This window comes from Rhizobium sp. BK529 (assembly GCF_014194105.1).
Classification (GTDB): Bacteria; Pseudomonadota; Alphaproteobacteria; order Rhizobiales; family Rhizobiaceae; genus Rhizobium.
The window spans coordinates 311,213-328,865 of sequence record NZ_JACIAU010000004.1 but is presented as its reverse complement, the minus strand read 5'-3'; the positions used below and the strand labels follow the sequence as shown (position 1 = coordinate 328,865).

The window sequence follows — 17,653 nt, the reverse complement described above, 5'->3', positions numbered from 1 at the left end:
GAGCCGACTTGACCCGGGGCGCCGCCGCCTCACTTGCATGGACTATGACCCTGACTTCGCAGCCGATGATATTGAGCGGGCGCGGCGTGACCGCGGTGCTCGGGCCGACCAATACCGGCAAGACCCATTACGCGATCGAGCGCATGGTAGCGCACGGTACGGGCGTCATCGGCCTGCCGCTTCGCCTGCTGGCGCGTGAGGTCTATACGCGCGTAGTTGAAAAGGTGGGCGCCCAGAATGTGGCGCTGGTGACAGGCGAAGAAAAGATCTCGCCGCCGAATGCGCGCTTCTCCGTCTGCACGGTAGAGGCGATGCCGCGGGAAACCAAAGCCGCTTTCGTCGCTATCGATGAAGTGCAGCTCGCGGGGGACCTCGAGCGCGGCCATATCTTTACCGACCGTATCCTGCATCTTCGCGGCCGCGATGAGACGCTCCTGCTTGGCGCCGCCACGATGCGGCCGATCCTCCAGCAACTTCTGCCGGGACTAACGGTCACGGAGCGGCCTCGGCTTTCCCACCTTCTTTATGCCGGACAGAAGAAGATCACCCGACTACCGCAGCGCTCGGCGATCGTCGCCTTTTCGGCAGACGAGGTTTATGCGATCGCAGAGCTGATCCGGCGCCAGCGCGGCGGGGCTGCTGTCGTGCTCGGTGCGCTCAGCCCGCGGACCCGCAATGCGCAAGTGGCGCTCTATCAGGCTGGCGATGTCGAGTATCTCGTAGCCACCGATGCGATCGGCATGGGGCTTAACCTCGATGTCGATCATGTGGCCTTCGCGCAGGACCGAAAGTTCGACGGTTACCAGTTCCGAAATCTCAATCCGGGCGAACTTGGCCAGATCGCTGGGCGTGCCGGACGCCACGTGCGCGACGGAACCTTCGGTGTGACTGGGCAGGTATCGCCGTTCGACGAGGAGCTGGTGCAGCGCATTGAGGGCCACGAACTTGATAATATCAAGGTTCTGCAGTGGCGGACCAAGGATCTCGATTTTTCCTCGATACAATCTTTGCGAGCAAGCCTCGAGACTGGTCCGCGCGTGCCGGGTCTGACGCGGGCGCTGCCTGCGGTCGACCAGCAGGCACTCGATCATCTGTCGCGATATCCAGAAATCGTTGATCTCGCAGACACGCCGGCGCGCGTCGAAAAGCTCTGGGAGGCTTGCGCTCTACCGGATTATCGGCGCATAACGCCTGCGCAACATGCCGATCTTATCTCTACCCTCTTTTCCGATCTGGTGCGCTATGGCACGGTAAACGAGCAGTTTCTCGCGGAGCAAGTTCACCGCTCGGATCGGACAGATGGAGAAATTGACACGCTTTCGGCGCGAATCGCGCAGATAAGAACCTGGACCTATGTATCGAATCGGCCCGGCTGGCTTGCCGATCCGACACACTGGCAGGAAAAGACGCGGGAAATCGAAGATCGATTGTCCGATGCGTTACATGAAAGGTTGACGAAACGCTTTGTTGATCGCAGGACATCTGTGCTCATGAAGCGCCTGAGAGAGAATGCGATGCTGGAAGCTGAAATCAGTGTGAATGGCGATGTCTTTGTTGAAGGACATCATGTGGGGCAGTTGACCGGGTTCCGTTTTACACCTGTTGGTGGAACGGACGGACCGGATGCCAAGGCGGTTCAGGCTGCGTCGCAGAAGGCGCTCGCGCTCGAATTCGAAGCTCGTGCTGCACGCCTGCATGCGGCAGGCAATGCCGATCTGGCGATCGGCTCGGATGGACTGGTACGTTGGCTCGGCGACCCCGTCGGTCGTCTTTCCGGCAGCGATCATGTGATGCGTCCGCGCGTCATTCTGTTGGCTGACGAACAGCTCACGGGCAATGCGCGCGATCACGTCGCCGCTCGTATCGAGCGTTTCGTCAATCATCATATCAGCACGGTACTGAAGCCGCTCGACGATCTGTCGCGCGCTGAAGACCTGCAGGGTCTTGCCAAGGGGCTCGCCTTCCAGCTCGTCGAAAATCTCGGCGTGCTCTTCCGCCGCGACGTGACGGAAGAAGTGAAGTCGCTCGATCAGGATGCGCGCGCCTCCATGCGCCGCTATGGCATCCGCTTCGGCGCCTACCACATTTTTGTACCCGCGCTTCTGAAGCCGGCGCCGGCGGAGCTCATCACATTGCTTTGGGCGCTGAAGAACGATGGGCTCGACAAACCGGGGTATGGTGATCTCATTCCGGTGCTGGCCGCGGGCCGTACCTCCGTCGTTACCGATCCGAGCTTCGAGCGCATGTTCTACAAGCTCGCCGGCTTCCGGTTCCTCGGCAAGCGTGCGGTGCGCATCGACATTCTCGAGCGTCTGGCCGACCTCATCCGTCCGCTCTTGCAGTGGAAGCCGGGTCAGGCCAGCCGTCCGGAAGGCGCTTACGACGGTCGCCGCTTCACGACGACGACGGCGATGCTGTCCATTCTCGGCGCGACCCTGGAAGACATGGAGGAGATTCTTAAAGGTCTCGGCTATCGCGCTGACCCGGTGAAGGCCGACGAGGCCGCAGCATTCCTCGCGACACAGGATGCGGCATCGGCCCCTGCGGCAACGGCCGAAGCTCCGGCAGAGGAAGCCGCCGAAAAGGCCGACCATGACGATGCAGATGGCGCTTCTGAAGAGACGCCTGCCGCTGAGGCCGCGACTGCGGCAGTGGAAACGCCCGTCGCCGCCGAAGGCTCGACCGAGGCCGGCGAGGCTGAGGCTGCAGAACCGAAGCCTGTTCTCCTCTGGCGTCTTGGTGGCCGGAACGAGAATCAGCGCCAAGTGCGAGGTCATGGCGACCGCCGTGGTGGTCAGGGTCAGGGCGAGCGTCATGGCCAAGGTCAGGAGCGTGGCGACCGCAATCGCCGTCCTGGCGGTGGTGAAGGCGGCGAGGCTCGTGATGGCAACCGCCATAACAACCGCAACCGCGATGGTAACCGCGAAGGCGGCAATCGTGACGGAGGCAGGCCGCAGCACGCACGCAACGACCGCAACGAACAGCGCGGCGACCGCCAGGATCGCGGTGAACGCAAGGATCGCGGTGATCGCAACAATAACAACCGCGGCAATTCGCAGCCGCTGCGCTTCGAGGCCAAGCCGCCACGCAAGGAGAAGCCGATCGATCCGGATTCGCCCTTCGCCAAGCTCGCAGCGCTCAAGGAGCAGATGAAGAAGTAATCATGGGTGGGGAGATACAGCCAGGAAGCGGTTCGCGCCAGCGCATCGACAAATGGCTGTTCTTTACACGACTGGTGAAATCCCGCTCATTAGCGCAGAGCCATATCCAATCCGGCCATGTCAGCATCAATGGTGCGCGTTGTTTACAGCCGAGCCAGACGGTGAAGATCGGCGATCGCGTGGAACTGACGTTGGAGCGGCGGGACGTCATCGTCGTCGTCCGGCTGCCAGGCGACCGGCGTGGTCCATACGAGGAAGCGCGGCTTCTCTATGAGGACCTGTCACCGTCTCCGGATGAGGCAAAACGCCTCACCCCTTACGAGCAGGCAATCCGGGCTACCGGCTCCGGCAGACCGACGAAGAAGGAACGACGCGCAATCGACAAGTTGATGTCGGACGAGGATTAGAAAACTCTTCCTGCCTTCAGCCTTTCTAAGATCGTTTGTCCTTGAAATCCTGCTACAAAGCCGATACGTCACACACAACCTGCCGGGTAGCGTGCTTGCCTCCCAAGCTTGCCCACGCATCATCTCCGGCTATGGGGACAGGCGCGACGTTCCAGGTTGCCCGGCCCCGCCCGCATGGAAATCCTGGAGTTCTTCATGACCTATGTCGTGACCGACAATTGCATCCGCTGCAAATATACCGATTGTGTCGAAGTTTGCCCCGTCGACTGTTTCTATGAAGGCGAGAACTTCCTCGTCATACACCCGGACGAGTGCATCGATTGCGGCGTCTGCGAGCCGGAATGTCCCGCCGAGGCGATCAAGCCCGACACCGAGCCAGGCCTCGACAAGTGGCTGAAGATCAACGCCGAATATGCAAGCATCTGGCCGAATATCACTGTCAAGAAAGAGCCCATGGCCGAAGCCAAAGAGATGGATGGCCAGACAGAAAAATTCGAGAAATACTTCTCCGAAAAGCCCGGTAGCGGCGACTGATATTGTAGCTCGCTGCTGCCCATGAAGCCGGGTTCAGCGGCAGCTTAAACGTTTCAAATACGCGTGAGTTACATGGGCGCTATGTGTTGCCCACATGACTCACGTTAAGCAAATTATTGATTTCCTCATATTTTTGTGATAGCTTTCACACACTGTTCCATTTGTGGCATGACGCATGCCCAAAACCATCACGAAAGTAAAAACAAATCCGCACGCGGCTTCCGTGACATATCAATAACTTGAGCTGTCGGATCCCAAGATCGCGCGCGAGGATATCTTTTGCTTCTGTCTGGTGGAACCAGAGTGAAGTCACCCGACGGATCTAACCGTCTCATCCGGGCCTGACTGACCCGGCTCCGGCCATTGCCGGGAGCGTAACAGGGAGTTTTTGATTAGAATGACGACCCAGCAGAAAAAACCTTCTACCGCACGTCACGGCTTCAAGACTGGTGAATCGATCGTGTACCCCGCTCACGGCGTCGGTACCATCACCGCTATCGAAGAGCAAGAAGTCGCCGGCATGAAGCTTGAACTTTTCGTTATCGATTTCGAAAAGGACAAGATGCGTTTGAAGGTTCCGGTCGCAAAGGCCATGAGCATCGGCATGCGCAAGCTTTCCGAGACCGACTTTGTCGAGCGCGCTCTCAAAGTCGTGCAGGGCAAGGCTCGCGTGAAGCGCACTATGTGGTCCCGCCGTGCCCAGGAATATGATGCCAAGATCAATTCCGGCGACCTGATTTCCATCGCAGAGGTCGTTCGCGATCTCTACCGTGCTGAAAACCAGCCGGAGCAGTCCTATTCCGAGCGTCAGCTTTACGAAGCTGCGCTTGACCGTATGGCCCGCGAAATCGCTGCCGTCAACAAGATGTCCGAAACTGAAGCTGTCCGCCTCGTCGAGACCAATCTCAACAAAGGTCCGAAGCGTGGCAAGGCGATCGAGGAAGACGACTCGCAGGACGAAGCCGCTTAATAACGCATTGTTTTCTCTAATTAAAAAACCCGGCTTTCGAGCCGGGTTTTTTATTGGAACTTTTTTGCCGCTGCGACGTTCTAACGCAATAATGCGGAATTAACCGGAGCCAATAAAGCTCGGTTTGAACTCCGCTAAGATGTCAGCGTTCGATGAGGAGCGGATCATGATTTCCAGAATTTGCCTTTCCGGCAATGCAGAGAAACAGATCCATTCCTGCCGCCTTACCGGCATACGATGAGAGATAGGGCCTCCTCCTGAAAAGTCCAGGAGCGAGGCCTTTATGCATTCAGGACCCCAGTTTGCTCCGGCGCAGCGATGTTTCGGAAACGATGTTTGCTTGTTCATTTTAGGCACGAGCTAATTCAGGAGAGCGATATGAAGAACATGTCTGCAGATCGGCGCATGATCAAAATAGCAATGGCGGCTCCCTATCTCGCCCGTGAAGAAGAGCACAATCTGGCCATCCGCTGGAAGGACCATGAAGACCGCGGCGCCCGCAACCAGATCGCTATGGCACATATGCGGCTTGTCATTTCCATGGCAGGCAAGTTCCGAAATTTCGGCCTGCCGATGAGCGATCTCGTGCAAGAAGGTTATGTCGGGCTTCTGGAAGCTGCAGCTCGCTTCGAACCGGCGCGCGATGTTCGTTTTTCCACCTATGCAAGCTGGTGGATCCGCGCCTCGATCCAGGACTATATCCTGCGCAATTGGTCAATCGTGCGCGGCGGCACGAGTTCGGCCCAGAAGGCATTGTTCTTCAATCTGCGCCGTCTGCGCGCCAAGCTCGCCAAGGGCGACACGCAGCTGACGCTGCAATCCATTCACCAGGAGATCGCAGCCGCCCTCGGTGTCAGCCTTGCCGACGTGCAGACCATGGATGCGCGCCTTTCCGGCAACGACGCATCGCTGCAGGCGCCTTCCGTCTCAGGGGATGCCGACAGCGCAGAAAAGATGGATTTCCTCGTCAGCGATGAGCCGCTGCCGGATGAGCAGGTCTCCAACATGATCGATGGCGAACGCCGCCGTGTATGGCTTGCATCTGCCCTCAAGCATCTCAATGAACGCGAAATGAAGATCATCAGCGCGCGTCGGCTGGCCGAAGATGGAGCGACACTTGAAGAGCTCGGCGCCGACCTCGGCATTTCCAAGGAGCGCGTGCGCCAGATCGAAAGCCGGGCAATGGAAAAGCTTCGCACCGCGCTCGTCAGTGCCGATCCGCATATGGCAGCCTATGCCTGACCAGGGATTACTCCCCAGCAGCACAAACTGGCCCGGTGTAAGCCGGGCTTTCTTTTATTCGGAGATGATTTTCACACGGTCGCCGGGAGAAACGGCAGCACCCGTCGGCAGAGCGTTGATGAGCTTGAAGAGATCGAGCTTTCGGTCGGTGCCCATCATGCGGGAGGCGAGCGTGGTGATATTCTCGCCGGGGCGGACCGTGACCACCCGAACGCGCAGCGGCTTCAGCGAAGCGGCTTCCTCTGGCGTCATACGGCGGAAGCTCGCGCGCAGGACGTCTGCCGTCGGCTCCAGCGATGGGCTGCCCTTCGGCACTGCCGTCAGAAAGCGGAAGATCTGGTTGTTGTTTCTGATGACGGTGACATCAAAATCCCAACGGTCAGCCGTGGCGCGTGCAGTCGCAGCTTCCATGCCATTGACGTTGATCGGCTGGATGCTTGCGGGATCGAGTCCGGTAACCCACCCGCTGGAGATATAATTCGTCAGGCTCTGGTTCTGATTGTCGGCGACGCCGTCGAAGCGGATAGCGATATCGTTAGGGCCGGTCGCCATGACCGCTTCGACCTTGTTGTCGATACTGAAGTCCGGCGGCACATCGAAACGAATGCCGAGGCCGCCATGCAGGAAGGTCTGGCCGCGCACATAACCTTCTTCCGGGCTGTCGCCATAAAGAAGACCATCGATGCCGTTGAGATAGTAATCTCGGCCCTTGTCTCCGACCGAGCCTTCCTGGCCGAAAGCGCGGGCGTGGTTGCGGGCAAGCTCGATGCGCTGGGCGGAATTCGGATGGCTCGACAGGAAATCCAGACTCTGGTCGGCTTCCGGATCGAACGACATGAAGCGGCTGTAGGCGGCCATGGAATCAAGGAAGCGGGCGGCGGCATAGGGATCGTAGCCGGCTTCGCCGAGCATGCGCACGCCGATGACGTCCGCCTGCAGTTCCTGCTGACGAGAGAAGGCGGCTAGGCGCAGCTTGCCGCGGGCAAGCGCCTGCTTGCCGGCAATATCGCTCGACAGAACTTCGGCGACGACGCGGCTCGCAATGACTTCAGCTTCCTCGCGCTTCTGGCGCTCGATCCCGTGGTTTGCGGTGACGTGCCCCATTTCGTGCGAAAGAACAGCTGCCACTTCCGAAGCATCGTTGGCGAGCGCCAGCAGGCCGCGCGTAACGTAGAGATAGCCGCCGGGCAGCGCGAAGGCGTTAATGGCGGGCGAGTTTAGGATGGTAATGCGATAGGACTGGCTCGGATTTTCCGATACCGCCGTCAGCGCGCCGGCGATGCGGGCAACGAGGCGCTCGGTCTTGGCGTCCTTGTATTCGCCGCCATAGCTCGCGACAATGCGCGGATGCTCGCGGGCGCCCATGGCGGCGCGCGGGTCGTTCTTCTGCACCTCATCGACGATCTGCGGGTTGGACGACGGGCCGACGGTCGGCTGATAGGACTGCTCGATCAGCGACTCACAGCCGTTCAGCGCGACGGCACAGGCCGAAAGCAACAGCAATCGGCGCGCCCAGCGGCGCGGCGAACGAAAGACATCACTGGGAAGCGCGGGCGATTTCCACGTCGTCATGCTGTCCAGTCTGTCTCTCCGCATCATTATAAGTCGCCGGTCTGCCGCATTTTCGGGCCGGCCGTTGCCAGGAAAATTCAATAGGCTTCCGCCTCGGTTCTCGCGCTGCACAATCGGCCGATCCAAGTCTTTGCTGTAGCTGATTTCCGCGTGGGTTGCATAGCGAGACTTCATCTAAATGTGGCGCCGTTGCATTTCGGCAATGCCCCGCCTGTCGAGGCACTTTCTCGCTCCAATGAAATTATGGCGAAAGTTCCATCGCAAGGGCAGATTCCGGCCACACTGCGGAAAAAATTGGTCAAGAGGTCGACTGACGCGACTAACTATAACGCTCGCGCGAGGAGTGCAATTAATAGTAGTGCTTTTGCTTCGGCTGAAATGATGAGGCGCGCGAAAGTCCCGCGCCTCAGTTTATTCCGCTGCAGCTTCGGCGACGCTGGCGTGGCCAGTCTTCTGTTCGCTTGCGCGGGGCAACTGAACAGGCTTCAGCATGATTGCTGCAACCAGACCTATGAGCGCGATGCCGCAGGAAGTCAGGAACAGCGGCGAGAAGGCGGCAGAATAGGCATCTGCGACGGCGTGACGACTAGCCTCGGGAAGTGCTGCCATCATTTTCGGTGTCAGTTCCTCGATATTTATCACACCGGGAATGGAGGCGCCGATCTTGCCGAGCTGCGAGGCGATGATCGCGCCGTAGATAGAAATGGCTATCGAAGCGCCGCCCATGCGCGATAGCGTGACTGAACCCGTCGCCGCGCCTACGTCGCGGGCCGGTGCGGCATTCTGCACGCCGATGACCGGAACCTGCTGGGCAAGGCCGATGCCGATGCCGTGCAGCAGCATGATCGCGCCGATGAAGACAATCGGGGTGCCGGCATGAACCTGAGAGATCAGCGCGAATGCCATGGCGCTGCAGGTCATGCTGGCGATGGCAAAGGGCTTGTAGCGGCCGGTCTTCGAAATAATGCGGCCGGCATTCAAAGAGCCGACGACGAGACCGCCTGTCAGGAGGATGAAAAGGAGACCGGCGCCCGAGGGTGAAAGACCTGTCGTCGTCTGCAGGAAGAGGGCTAGGTAATTCACCATGCCGATGGCGATTGCGCCGCCCATGATTGAGATCACCAACAACAGACTGAAGGTGGAGTTGCGGAACAGTTGCATTGGCACGATCGGTTCCGGTGCGCGGCGCTCGACTAAAACCCAGGTGACGGCGCAGACCGCGCCGAAGGCTATGATGCCGATGCTCTGCGGAGAGAGCAGCGCGCCGAAAAGTTCGCTGCTGTCGGTTGCCAGCACGATGCTGGTCGTCGTCAGAGCCAGGAGCAATGCACCAGCATAGTCGATCTTCGGACGACGATGCGGCTTGCGGTAGGGCAGCATGAAAGCAAGGCCGGTCAGCACGATGAAGCCGATCGGCACGTTGACGAGGAAGATCGAGCGCCAACCGAAGAGATCGCTCATCGTACCCCCGAGGACGGGGCCGATCGCGCCCGAGGCCATCAGCACGAGACTGGAATAGCTTTGGTAACGAGCGCGTTCGCGCGGCTCGAAGAGATCGGCATTGACGGCGAAGATCGAAACCATGATGCCGCCACCGCCAAAACCTTGCAGCACGCGGGCGGCAATCAGCGTGTTCATGGACACGGCGAAGCCGCAGACCGCCGAACCGATTGTGAAGATCGCGATTGCCGTCATCATCACATATTTGCGACCGAAAAGATCACCGAGCTTGCCATAGAGAGGCATGACGGCGCTGAGCGCCAGCAGATAGGCGGAGCCGACCCAGCCGAAACGGTCCAGATGGCCAAATTCCCCGACGATGGTCGGCAGTGCGGTGGAGACGATCTGGTTGTCCAGCGTCGCCATGAACATTGCGGTCATCAGAAAGAAAAAGAGGATGAGCCGCTTACGGGGGTCTGTCACGAGCGGCGCGGGGGCAAGTTGCATATCCATGGGAGGACCAATGTCGTTACGTCGAGGCTTTATGTGCTAATAGCACGTATTTGTCAATGGCATAATATTGACGTTAGCATATTCTATTTTCGATTCCGATCTGTTATGGTTCCGTCATGATTGAGACCCCGACCGAGACAAGAACCACAGAGCTTAAGGATGTTTCCATGGATAGCGTGCCGCGCATCGGCCGCACCATGACGCGCATGCGGATGATGACAGGCCGCCGGCTGATCGGCCGTCTGGCAATTCAGAGCGTGGCACCGGATCTGGAGCTCTCGCATCTCGATGTGCTTGATGCCGTGCGCCGCGCGCAGGAAAATGGCGAGGTGACCGTCGGTGCGATCGCCGAGATGTTGCGTATCGATCCGTCGCGGGCAAGCCGTGTTGTGTCCGATATGGTTGGCCGCAACGTTCTGCGCCGCGAGGCATCGCAGGCAGATGCGCGGCGCATCGTCGTTGTCATGACTCCGATTGGGGAGAAGCTACTAGCGGAAATCCAAGCTCAGAAGCTCTCTTTCGTCTCCGAAGTCGTGCGTGAGTGGCCCCAGGAAGAGATTGATAGTTTCTCGGTGTTGTTTGAGAAATTCATCAGTGGCTACGAAGCTATTTTCCTATCCCGCGACAAGGATACTCCAGGCTGAGGACGTGAAAAACACCTTCGGTGTCGCGTTGCAGGCAGGCTTCGAGCTACATGTTCGATGAACATCGGGGTGCGAACCTTGATGTGAAGAAGATTTTCTTGCGCCCGAATTTTTGATGCGATCGCGGCGGTGCCGATGTCAGCGGCAAGCCAAAGCTCGATCCCTGGCTGATCGGCGCCGATGTGACTTACCGCTTCTAAGAGAAAGGTGCCAGATATCCGGCGCCTCTTCCCCTTCACCCCCCGTTTGCGCTATGGGCAATGCCCATGAGCCAATCCACCTTCACCATTCTGCTTGGCGGCGCTTTGATCCTGACGGATCGTCTGCGCGACGCCGTGCGGGAAAGCCGGTTCATCGCGGCTGACGGCGGCATGCGCCATGCAGCCGCGCTTGGTGTTGTGCCGGAATTGTGGGTCGGCGATTTCGATTCGACGCCGCCCGATCTTGATGGTGCTTTTCCCAATGTGCCACGCCAGCCTTATCCAGCCGCAAAGGCTGCAACGGATGGTGAAATCGCCGTTTCCGCAGCGATCGAGCGTGGCGCTAAACGCTTGATCCTTGCCGGTGCGCTGGGCGGCGAACGCTCCGACCATGCGCTTCAGCATCTGCTTTATGGTGTCGAACTGGCGCAAGAAGGCTTCGACGTTCTTCTAACCTCGGGCAGCGAGGAAGCCGTGCCTCTGCTTCCCGGTTCGCTGGAGATCGATCTTCCGCCGGGTAGCCTGTTTTCCGTGCCGGGGTTCAGCGAACTCACCGGGCTTTTCATCGAGAATGCTCGCTATCCGCTCGCCGACTTCCATTTGCCCTTCGGCTCGTCACGCACCATTTCCAATGTCGCGGAAGGCCTCGTGCGCTTCTCGCTTGCCAGCGGCAGAGCCATCGTGCTCGCGCGGCCCTATGATCTTTCCGGAGTCTGATACTTGGCGCCTCCTATCCTGAAACTCGACGATATTTTCCTGAGCTTCGGCGGCACGCCGCTTCTGGCAGGCGCCGCCCTGCAGGTGGGGCCCGGCGACAAGATCTGCCTTGTCGGCCGCAACGGCTCGGGCAAATCGACGCTTCTGAAGATTGCTGCCGGTATTGTCGACGCGCAGTCGGGCGAAGTGTTCCGTCATCCGGCGTCCACGGTGCGTTATCTGGAGCAGGCGCCGGATTTTGCCGGCTTCGAGACTGTGCAGGCCTATGCTGAAGCCGGGCTCGGGCCGGGCGACGATCCCTACCGCGTCACCTACCTGCTCTCGCATCTCGGATTGACCGGCGAAGAAGACCCGAAGACCCTTTCCGGCGGTGAGGCGCGCCGCGCCGCGCTTGCACGCGTAATGGCGCCGGAGCCCGATATTCTGCTGCTCGACGAGCCAACCAACCATCTCGACCTGCCGACCATCGAATGGCTGGAAGGCGAATTGCAGAAGACGCGCAGCGCGCTGGTGCTGATTTCGCACGACCGCCGCTTCCTCGAAAAGGTATCGACGGCGACCGTCTGGCTCGATCGCGGTACATCGCGGCGTCTCGACAGAGGCTTTGCGTTTTTCGAGGCCTGGCGCGACCAGGTGCTGGAGGCCGAGGAACTGGAGCAGCATAAGCTCGGCAAGGCGATCGAGCGCGAGGAACACTGGCTGCGCTACGGCGTGACGGCGCGGCGCAAGCGCAACATGCGTCGTCTCGGCGAGTTGCAGACCATGCGCGCGCAATATCGCGGCCATAAGGGGCCGCAGGGAACCGTGCAGGCGACGACCTCAGACGCGCAGGAATCCGGCAAGCTGGTGATCGAGGCCGACAAGATCACCAAGAGCTATGACGACAGGCCAATCGTCGCGCCGTTCTCGGTCCGCGTACATCGGGGCGATTGCATTGGTCTCGTCGGACCTAACGGCGCCGGCAAGACCACGCTTCTGAAGATGCTGACCGGCCAGCTTGCGTCCGATAGCGGCACCGTAAAGCTCGGCACCAATCTCGAGATTGCCACCCTCGACCAAAAGCGCGAGGACCTCAACCCGGAGGACACGCTTGCCAACTACCTGACGGATGGGCGCGGCGAGAACCTCCTGGTCAACGGCGAGCAGCGGCATGTGACCGGCTATATGAAGGAATTCCTGTTCCAGCCGGAGCAGGCGCGCACGCCGATCAAAAATCTCTCCGGCGGCGAGCGCGCACGGCTGATGCTGGCGCGCATCCTGTCGCGACCGGCAAACCTGCTCATCCTTGATGAACCGACCAACGATCTCGACATCGAGACATTGGACTTGCTGCAAGAGATCGTCACCGGCTTTGCCGGTACCGTCATCCTCGTCAGCCACGACCGCGATTTCCTCGACCGGACGGTGACCTCGACAATCGCGCCTGCAAATCCGGAGGCGCCGGACGGGCGCTGGATCGAATATGCCGGCGGCTACTCGGACATGTTGGCACAGCGCAAGGGTGCGGCAGAAGAACGCCGTAGGGCGGAGAAGGTGGCGGAAAAGCCGAAGGCGCAGGAGGCCGCTGCCGCTTCTCCTTCTGCTTCTAAGGGCAAGCTCTCCTACAAACAAAAATTCGCGCTTGAAAACCTGCCGAAGGAAATGGCGAAAGCTGCGGCCGAAATCGCTAAGCGCGAGGAGAAAATGGCCGATCCAAATCTTTTCACTAGGGATCCGGCAACGTTCAATCGGTTGGCCTCGGAGATGGAGAAGCTGCGGGAAAGCATGACCAAAATGGAAGAGGAATGGCTGGAGCTTGAAATGCTGCGCGAGGAGCTGGAGGGCTGATCCAATAAAAATCTCCTGAAATGTCGGATCCGGCGGTTTCCCTCCGTCTTTGAGCCGAACGTGATCAACGGCATGGTGCCATCACGTCATAACGGAGATTTTTTCATGCGCATGATTTTTGTGAATCTGCCGGTCAAGAACCTCGGCAAGTCGAAGGAATTCTTCTCGGCACTCGGCTTTTCTTATAATCCTGCCTTCACCAACGACGATGCCGCCTGCATGATCGTTGAGGAAAATATTTATGTGATGCTGCTGACCCATGGCCATTTCCAGCAGTTCATCGAAGGCGATATTGCCGATACGTCCAGGGGCAAGGAAGTGCTGACCTGCCTTTCGGCCGGCAGCCGCGCCGAAGTGGACGATTACCTCAAGAAGGCGCTGGCAGCTGGCGGCAAGCCCTGGAAGCCGATCCTTGATATGGGACCGATGTATGGCTGCAGCTTCCAGGATCTCGACGGCCACGTCTGGGAAATCATGTACATGGATATGTCCCCGGCCGGCTAAACCGGTATTTTCACAAGATATTTATCGGGCCTCCCGCGGTTGCCGGAAGCCCGCTTCCTCACTTTTCCTTGATTGGCCCATGCTGCGTCAAGCGGCTTAGAGTGCCACTCCGGCAATAGGGATCGCGCCGACCAGGGCAAGAAGGAAGAGTCACATGTCTCGCAAATCCTATACCGGAATATTCATGGCGCTTGCCGCCAGCAGCTTCATCATGATCGGCTTTTCGCAGGCGGCGAGCGCTCAGGAAAACCAGCGCGTGCGTGTGCGCGGCACCATCGAGAGCCTCAACGGCGACATGCTGATCGTCAAGACCCGCGAAGGCAGCGATGCGACAGTCGCACTAAAATCGGGGTGGAAGGTCGCCGGCATCAAGAAGGCCTCGGTCGACGACATCAAGGTCGGCGATTTTGTAGGCGTGGCCTCGCTGCCGAAAGGCACTGGGCCCGACGGCGCAATCGAAGTGCTGATCTTCCCGGCCGCGATGAAGGGCACCGGCGAAGGCAGCCGCCCGTGGGATGTTCAGCCGAACAGCTCGATGACGAATGCGACCGTCAGCAATGCGGTCAAGGCCGTCGACGGCCATACGATCACGCTCACCTATCAGGGCAAGGAAAAGATCATCTCGATTGCCGACGGTACACCGATTGTCACATTTGCGGCGGCAACCAAGGATGACCTGAAGCCCGGCGCCGGCGTGATCGTCATGGCGGAGAAGGCGGCCGACGGCAACATCTCGGCCGCGCAAGTCACCATCGGCGTCAATGGCGTGATGCCGCCGATGTAGGATTTCCGGACTTTGTTTTCACGCAATTCCGGACACAGAACTGCAAAGACTATGCTGGAACTACTTTAGAGCGCCGGGGCGGCGGCCACGGCGCTCGATCCCGCTGACGCTGCAGGTGGTTCCTCGCTCGGCTTTGAAGGCAGAGCCAGCAAGTGCAGCGTGCGCGGATGCAGTGCTTCCATATAGGCTTCCGAACGTCCGATATAGATCATGCCGGTATCCGGCATCGTTGCGAGCAGCTTGGTCATCGTATGCTGCCACTCGGGTTCCATGCCTTCGAGCACTTCGTCGAAAACGGCCCAGCGCGGCTTGACGAGAAGCAGGCGGGCAAAACCGATGGCTTTCTGCTCGTCGCTATCAAGGATCTTGTCCCAGCGCGCCTTCGTATCGAGGCGTGCGATCAGTGAATGCAGGCCAGCGGCTTCAAGCGCGGCTTCGACCGCCGCATTATCATAGGTCTCAGGTTTTTCGGGGAAGGCGATCGCCTCGCGTAGCGAGCCGCCAGGAATATAGGCGACCTGCGGGATGAACAGCATGTCGGCGGCAGGCGGCAGCCCCATAGTGCCTTTGCCAGAGGGCCAGAGACCGGCCATCGCCTGGAAGAGCAGGCGGCGGTTCACGCTGTGATCACCGTTGATCATGACCTTTTCACCAGCCTTGATCGTCACGTCCGTCTCGCGCATCCGAAAGCCGCCACAGTCATCGATATCCTCGCCGAGCTTCGCGATAATGACGATATCCTTCAGTGTGAGGGTGTCGGGCGCGGTTTCCTCGTAGATGATGGCGTCCTTTACATCGAACCCGTCATCCATCTCCTGAAGCGCCTGGCGGAAATCGGTGACGCGCATCAGCGTGGCACGCCATTCGGCAATCGGGCCGAAGTTGGCGACATACCAGCGTAGCGCCGTATTGACCTGATTGAAGGCCCCGACCGATACCATCAATTGGCCGAAGGTGAGGCCGCCGGAGAAATAGGCGGGTGCCGCAACGATGATCGGAATAACGATAACCAGCCAGCCGTAACCTGCCGAGACCCATGTCAGGTTTGTGTTGGCCATGGCGAGACGCTTGATGACCGAGAGAACGTTGCTGATGTCGGCGTTGATGCGCTTGCGCTCGTTCTCCTCGCCGTGCGCCACCGTAATCGCCGGCATATTCTCATTGGCATGCATCAAAGCGAAGCGCAGTTCGGCTTCCTTGGAAAACCGGTCGGCGTTCAGCTTGACGAGCTTGCTGCCGACGACCTGGCTCAATACCGAGGCCGATGCGGCATAGAAGATCGCCGCCCAGACCATATAGCCGGGAATGGAGAAGCTATGGCCGCCCATACGGAAGATGAAGCCGCTTGAAAGCTCCCAAAGCACGCCGATGAAGCTTACAAGCAGGATGGTCGATTGCAGGAGACCAAGCGCAAGACCCGTGGTGCTTTCGGCGAGGTTGCGCGAGTCCTCGTGGAGGCGCTGGTCCGGATTGACGCCGATAATGCCGATGGCGGAGAGCTTCAGCGCACGCTTGCGCTTCAGCCACTGATCGACGAGATCGCGTGAGAGACCCTCACGCATGTAGAGCGCGGTCATCTGATTCAGCCAGGCCTGCAGCACGTTGAGCAGCAGCAATGCGCCGGCGATCATCACGAAGACTTCGAGCTGGCGGAAAAACTCGCCAAGATCACGGCGTTCGAGGGAATCGTAAAAGGGAGCGTTCCATTCGTTGAGAATCACCTGTCCATAGGCAGTCGCCAGGATGATGATGACAAGCGATGTCGCAAGCAGCAGCACCTTGCCGCGGACCTGCGAATTCCAGAATGCGGAGAACATCACTCCAAGCCGATATGTCAGGCTGAGATCATATCCTACGCGGTCCTGACTCTGGATGCCCCTCCCCCTTTTTACGTCGTTTGCCATTTCAAATTTCCAAATCCGCCCATCCTGACATTAATAACATGGGGGCGTTACTGGTCCATCAACAGATTCCACCATCTATAAAGAAAGCGTGATGGCTTTTGTAGCTATCTGCATTGACAGTTGATTCGCAGCCGGACTGGCGCTATCTAGGATACCTCGTGGTGATTTGGCCGGCCGGCTTGCAGCCACGTTAAATAAGTCGCTAAAGGGCCGCGTGCGGACCGGTAGCGATTCTTTCGCCGCCGGTTTTTTATTTTGATCGAGTTGACCGCAATGCCCATCAAAATCCCCGATACGCTGCCTGCCTTCGAAACGCTTGTGAACGAGGGCGTGCGGGTGATGACCGAAACCGTGGCGATCCGTCAGGATATCCGCCCGCTGCAGATCGGGCTGCTCAACCTCATGCCGAACAAGATCAAGACCGAGGTTCAGATGGCGCGCCTGGTGGGTGCTTCGCCGCTTCAGGTGGAATTCTCGCTGATCCGCGTCGGAAACCACAAGGCCAAGAATACGCCTGAAGAACATCTGCTCGCCTTCTACCAGACCTGGGAGGAAGTGAAGCATCGCAAGTTCGACGGCTTCATCATCACGGGTGCGCCGATCGAGACGCTTCCCTACGAGGATGTTACCTATTGGAAGGAAATGCAGCAGATTTTCGACTGGACGCAGACAAACGTCCACTCGACCATGAATGTCTGCTGGGGCGCGATGGCGGGCATCTATCATTTCCACGGCGTGCCCAAGTATGAACTGAAGGAAAAGGCTTTCGGCGTTTACCGCCACAACAACCTCAAGCCCTCCTCCGTCTATCTCAACGGTTTCTCTGATAATTTCGAGGTCCCGGTGTCGCGCTGGACCGAGGTGCGCCGCGCGGATATCGAGAAGGTCGACGGGCTTGAGATCCTGATGGAATCGAACGAGATGGGCGTCTGTCTCGTCCACGAGCCGAAGGGGCGGCGGCTCTATATCTTCAACCATGTCGAATATGATTCTACATCGCTTTCGGAGGAATATTTCCGCGATGTGAATGCCGGCGTGCCGATCAAGATGCCGCACAACTACTTCCCGCATAATGATCCGGCGCTTGCGCCGCAGAACCGCTGGCGCAGCCACGCGCATCTGCTTTTCGGCAACTGGATCAATGAGATCTACCAGACGACGCCCTACGATATCGAGGAGATCGGCTCGGACATCTGAGGGTCACCGGTTGGGTTTAGAAATGCGCCGCCGCATT

14 protein-coding genes, 1 pseudogene and 1 riboswitch are annotated in these 17,653 nt (G+C 59.1%); of the genes and pseudogenes, 12 read left to right on the top strand and 3 right to left on the bottom strand.

From position 1 onward, the window contains the following. The first annotated feature begins 44 nt into the window (after positions 1-44). From FHX08_RS24370 to FHX08_RS24350, 5 genes are all read left to right on the top strand, one after another. A complete protein-coding gene (locus FHX08_RS24370) occupies positions 45-3,161 on the top strand; it encodes a helicase-related protein (RefSeq protein ID WP_184327712.1) in 3,117 nt (1,038 codons plus the stop codon). Positions 3,162-3,163: 2 nt separating this feature from the next. Beyond that, on the top strand, positions 3,164-3,568 hold the full coding sequence (locus tag FHX08_RS24365) for an RNA-binding S4 domain-containing protein (RefSeq protein WP_132655950.1): 405 nt from the start codon (positions 3,164-3,166) through the stop codon (positions 3,566-3,568). Between the two features lie 195 nt (positions 3,569-3,763). Next, positions 3,764-4,102: a ferredoxin FdxA gene (gene fdxA / locus FHX08_RS24360; protein WP_132655948.1), complete on the top strand. Its 339-nt coding sequence runs from the start codon at positions 3,764-3,766 to the stop codon at positions 4,100-4,102. Positions 4,103-4,499: 397 nt separating this feature from the next. After that, positions 4,500-5,072, top strand: a complete 573-nt coding sequence (locus tag FHX08_RS24355) for a CarD family transcriptional regulator (protein ID WP_003543775.1) — start codon at positions 4,500-4,502, stop codon at positions 5,070-5,072. 378 nt (positions 5,073-5,450) lie between these two features. Continuing rightward, entirely contained in the window at positions 5,451-6,314 is an 864-nt protein-coding gene (locus FHX08_RS24350; RefSeq protein WP_007825441.1) for an RNA polymerase factor sigma-32, read from the top strand. Between the two features lie 54 nt (positions 6,315-6,368). On the opposite strand, the gene FHX08_RS24345 is transcribed toward FHX08_RS24350, so the two are convergent. After that, positions 6,369-7,913 (bottom strand): M48 family metalloprotease, encoded by a 1,545-nt coding sequence (locus tag FHX08_RS24345; protein WP_132655946.1) that lies wholly within the window; start codon positions 7,911-7,913, stop codon positions 6,369-6,371. A gap of 384 nt (positions 7,914-8,297) precedes the next feature. After that, on the bottom strand, positions 8,298-9,839 hold the full coding sequence (locus FHX08_RS24340; protein ID WP_132655944.1) for an MDR family MFS transporter: 1,542 nt from the start codon (positions 9,837-9,839) through the stop codon (positions 8,298-8,300). A gap of 116 nt (positions 9,840-9,955) precedes the next feature. On the opposite strand from FHX08_RS24340, the gene FHX08_RS24335 reads away from it, so the two are divergent. The 6 genes and pseudogenes from FHX08_RS24335 (at position 9,956) to FHX08_RS24315 (ending at position 14,515) form a co-directional block, all read left to right on the top strand. Continuing rightward, complete coding sequence (locus tag FHX08_RS24335; protein ID WP_132655942.1) at positions 9,956-10,483, top strand: MarR family winged helix-turn-helix transcriptional regulator; 528 nt, start codon at positions 9,956-9,958, stop codon at positions 10,481-10,483. A gap of 1 nt (position 10,484) precedes the next feature. Next, positions 10,485-10,683, top strand: a pseudogene (locus FHX08_RS31620) (OmpW/AlkL family protein); the annotation flags it as partial. A 60-nt stretch (positions 10,684-10,743) separates the two neighbouring features. Continuing rightward, the gene (locus FHX08_RS24330) at positions 10,744-11,400 is read left to right on the top strand and encodes a thiamine diphosphokinase (RefSeq protein ID WP_245508326.1); all 657 of its coding nucleotides are present in this window, start codon (positions 10,744-10,746) and stop codon (positions 11,398-11,400) included. A 3-nt stretch (positions 11,401-11,403) separates the two neighbouring features. Then, entirely contained in the window at positions 11,404-13,227 is a 1,824-nt protein-coding gene (locus tag FHX08_RS24325) for an ABC-F family ATP-binding cassette domain-containing protein (RefSeq protein WP_132655938.1), read from the top strand. A gap of 105 nt (positions 13,228-13,332) precedes the next feature. After that, positions 13,333-13,731 carry a VOC family protein gene (locus FHX08_RS24320; RefSeq protein ID WP_132655936.1) on the top strand — a complete coding sequence of 133 codons (399 nt, stop codon included), beginning with the start codon at positions 13,333-13,335 and terminating at the stop codon, positions 13,729-13,731. A 154-nt stretch (positions 13,732-13,885) separates the two neighbouring features. After that, the gene (locus FHX08_RS24315; RefSeq protein WP_132655934.1) at positions 13,886-14,515 is read left to right on the top strand and encodes a hypothetical protein; all 630 of its coding nucleotides are present in this window, start codon (positions 13,886-13,888) and stop codon (positions 14,513-14,515) included. A gap of 65 nt (positions 14,516-14,580) precedes the next feature. Here the strand turns inward: FHX08_RS24315 and FHX08_RS24310 are convergent, their stop codons facing one another. Next, positions 14,581-16,419 carry an ABC transporter ATP-binding protein/permease gene (locus tag FHX08_RS24310; protein ID WP_132655932.1) on the bottom strand — a complete coding sequence of 613 codons (1,839 nt, stop codon included), beginning with the start codon at positions 16,417-16,419 and terminating at the stop codon, positions 14,581-14,583. A gap of 148 nt (positions 16,420-16,567) precedes the next feature. Continuing rightward, positions 16,568-16,645: riboswitch (SAM riboswitch) on the top strand. A gap of 47 nt (positions 16,646-16,692) precedes the next feature. Here FHX08_RS24310 and metA point away from each other — a divergent pair. Next, entirely contained in the window at positions 16,693-17,616 is a 924-nt protein-coding gene (metA, locus tag FHX08_RS24305; RefSeq protein ID WP_132655930.1) for a homoserine O-succinyltransferase, read from the top strand. Positions 17,617-17,653: the final 37 nt, after the last annotated feature.